Source organism: Rhodococcus sp. P3_B8 (assembly GCF_056402775.1).
Genome location: NZ_JBFUGT010000509.1, coordinates 1 through 2,954 on the forward strand (window position 1 = coordinate 1; position 2,954 = coordinate 2,954).

A 2,954-nucleotide genomic window follows, 5' to 3' on the forward strand; every position below is an offset into this window, starting at 1 on the left:
CTGCCGCACCGGCCGCCGCCGCTGCTCCCGCAGCCGCCTCCGCCGGGGTCCGCCCCGAACTGGCGCACCTGCGCGGAACCACGCAGAAGGCCAACCGGATTCGCCAGATCACCGCCACGAAGACGCGGGAGTCGCTGCAGTCCACGGCGCAGCTCACCCAGACCTTCGAGGTCGACGTCACCAAGATCGCGGCCCTGCGCGCGCAGGCCAAGAACACCTTCCTCGAGCGCGAGGGCGTCAAGCTCACGTTCCTCCCGTTCTTCGCGAAGGCCGTCGTCGAGGCGCTGAAGTCGCACCCGAACATCAACGCCAGCTACGACGAGGCGAACAAGCAGATCACCTACTACGACGCCGAGCACCTGGGCATCGCGGTCGACACCGACCAGGGCCTGCTGTCCCCCGTGATCCACAACGCCGGCGACCTGTCGCTGGCCGGACTGGCCCGCGCCATCGCGGACATCGCCAAGCGCGCCCGCTCCGGTGGGCTCAAGCCGGACGAGCTGTCGGGTGGCACGTTCACGATCACGAACATCGGCAGCCAGGGCGCCCTGTTCGACACCCCGATCCTCGTGCCCCCGCAGGCCGCGATGCTCGGAACCGGTGCGATCGTCAAGCGTCCCGTGGTCGTGACCGACGAGTCCGGCAGTGAAAGCATCGGCGTCCGCTCGATGTGCTACCTGCCGCTCACCTACGATCACCGCCTCGTCGACGGTGCCGACGCCGGCCGCTTCTTGACCACCATCAAGCAGCGTCTGGAGCAGGGAGCGTTCGAGGCCGACCTCGGCCTCTGATCGTCACCGGACTTCGAGCCGAACGTAGTTTCGCAGGGGCACCATTTCCAGCAGGGATGGTGCCCCTGCGCTGTGAAGGAGGCTGTTGCACATGCGAGTGGTCATCGCCGGTTCCTCCGGGCTGATTGGCACCGCTCTCGTCTCGTCTCTCCGCGGCGACGGTCACGACGTCGTCCGCCTCGTCCGCCGGTCGTCCGCGGGTCCCGACGAGTCGCGCTGGGATCCGCAGAAGGACCGGATCGACACGGGGATCCTCGCGGACGCCGACGCGGTCGTGAATCTGTGCGGCGTCGGGGTCGGCGACAAACGCTGGACCGGGGCGTACAAGCAACTGATCCGGGACAGCCGCATCGCCGCCACCGACGTCCTGGCCGAGGGTGTCGCCGAGGCCGGGGTGCCCGTGTTCGTGAATGCGAGCGCGGTCGGCTACTACGGCGACACCGGCGACCGGGTCGTCGACGAGACCTCGCCCTCCGGGACAGGTTTCCTCGCGGACACCTGCCGCGACTGGGAGGCCGCGACCGCCCCCGCCCGCACCTCGAAGATCCGGACGGTTCTGCTGCGGAGCGGCATCGTCCTCTCCCCCCACGGCGGCCTGCTCGGCAGGCTGAAGACCCTGTACTCGTTCGGGCTCGGCGGCCGGCTCGGCAACGGCCGCCAGTACCTGTCGTGGATCTCGTTGGAGGACGAGGTCGATGCGATCAAGTTCGTCCTCGCCCGCGACGACGTCGCCGGACCCGTGAACGTCACCGGCCCGGCGCCCGTCACCAACGCCCAGTTCAACGGCGCCGTCGCGCGGACGCTGCGTCGCCCCGCGCCGTGGATCGTTCCCGGGTTCGCGCTCAGCGCGCTGGTCGGAGAGTTCGCGCAGGAAGGCGTTCTGGCCGGACAGCGCGCGATACCCACGGTGCTCGAGAATGCGGGATTCCGGTTCCGGCACAACACCATCGGGGAAGGGCTCGACGCCGCCCTCATGCGGTGAACCCAGGTCGTGGTGGTGCCTCGGCGGCCCCGGCGTAACCTCTAGCGCATGAGCAGCGCGACACAATCCGCCCGTTTCAGCCCCTCCCCGATTTCCGTCGAACACCTCGGCACGATCGGGTACGTCGACGCCTGGGATCGACAGCGCGAGTTGGCGGCCGAACGCGCCGAGAACGCGGGCACCGACACGCTGCTCCTGCTCGAACACCCGGCCGTCTACACCGCGGGGCGCCGGACCGAACCCGAGGACCGTCCGACCGACGGCACTCCCGTCATCGACGTCGACCGCGGCGGGAAGATCACCTGGCACGGTCCGGGACAGCTGGTGGGCTACCCGATCGTCAAGCTGGCCGAACCGGTCGACGTCGTGCGGTACGTACGACGGCTCGAGCAGGCGCTGATCACCGTGTGCACCGACCTCGGCATCGACTGCGGCCGGGTGGACGGTCGCTCCGGTGTGTGGCTGCCTGCGTCCCTCGACAACGGACAGTGGCTGCCCGAGCGCAAGGTGGCGGCCATCGGGGTGCGGGTACAGCGTGGTGTCGCACTGCACGGCTTCTCGCTCAACTGCAATTCCGTTCTCACGGGGTTCGACGCGATCATCCCGTGCGGTATCCGCGACGCCGGGGTCACGTCGCTGTCGCGGGAACTGGGCCGCGACGTCACGGTCGAGGAGGTCACGCCCGCAGTCACGGCGGCTGTCGTCGCCGCGCTCGACGGCGAACTTCCGGTGACCGAACACGACATCGAGCGGGTGACGTTCGACTCCGCCGCCGCCGGCCCGACGTCCTCCGCGCCCACCTTCACTACTGTTCAGTACGGTTGACGACCGCTCCCCGGCCCGCCGGGTGCGACGGGCCGGGCGTACCATCGACCGCGTGACTGTGGCCCCAGAAGGACGCAAATTGCTCCGCCTCGAGATCCGAAATGCGGAGACTCCGATCGAACGCAAACCGAACTGGATCAAGACGAGAGCGAAGATGGGCCCGGAATACTCCGAGCTCAAGAGCCTCGTCAAGCGCGAGGGTTTGCACACCGTCTGCGAAGAAGCCGGCTGCCCCAACATCTACGAATGCTGGGAAGACCGCGAGGCGACCTTCCTCATCGGCGGTGAACAATGCACCCGCCGCTGCGACTTCTGCCAGATCGACACCGGCAAACCCGACGACCTCGACCGCGACG

Annotated in this window: 3 protein-coding genes and 1 pseudogene; all 4 read left to right on the forward strand. The window is 68.8% G+C overall.

Translation table 11 applies throughout. The annotated features are described in order from the left end of the window. Window positions 1-791 (forward strand): 2-oxoglutarate dehydrogenase, E2 component, dihydrolipoamide succinyltransferase (gene sucB, locus AC1D1G_RS43715; protein WP_477956765.1); only part of this gene is annotated, 791 nt, incomplete at its 5' end. A 91-nt stretch (window positions 792-882) separates the two neighbouring features. After that, complete coding sequence (locus tag AC1D1G_RS43720; protein ID WP_477956766.1) at window positions 883-1,773, forward strand: TIGR01777 family oxidoreductase; 891 nt, start codon at window positions 883-885, stop codon at window positions 1,771-1,773. A 48-nt stretch (window positions 1,774-1,821) separates the two neighbouring features. Further along, on the forward strand, window positions 1,822-2,598 hold the full coding sequence (gene lipB / locus AC1D1G_RS43725) for a lipoyl(octanoyl) transferase LipB (RefSeq protein WP_283334228.1): 777 nt from the start codon (window positions 1,822-1,824) through the stop codon (window positions 2,596-2,598). A gap of 52 nt (window positions 2,599-2,650) precedes the next feature. Beyond that, a pseudogene (locus tag AC1D1G_RS43730) lies at window positions 2,651-2,954 on the forward strand (lipoyl synthase); the annotation flags it as partial.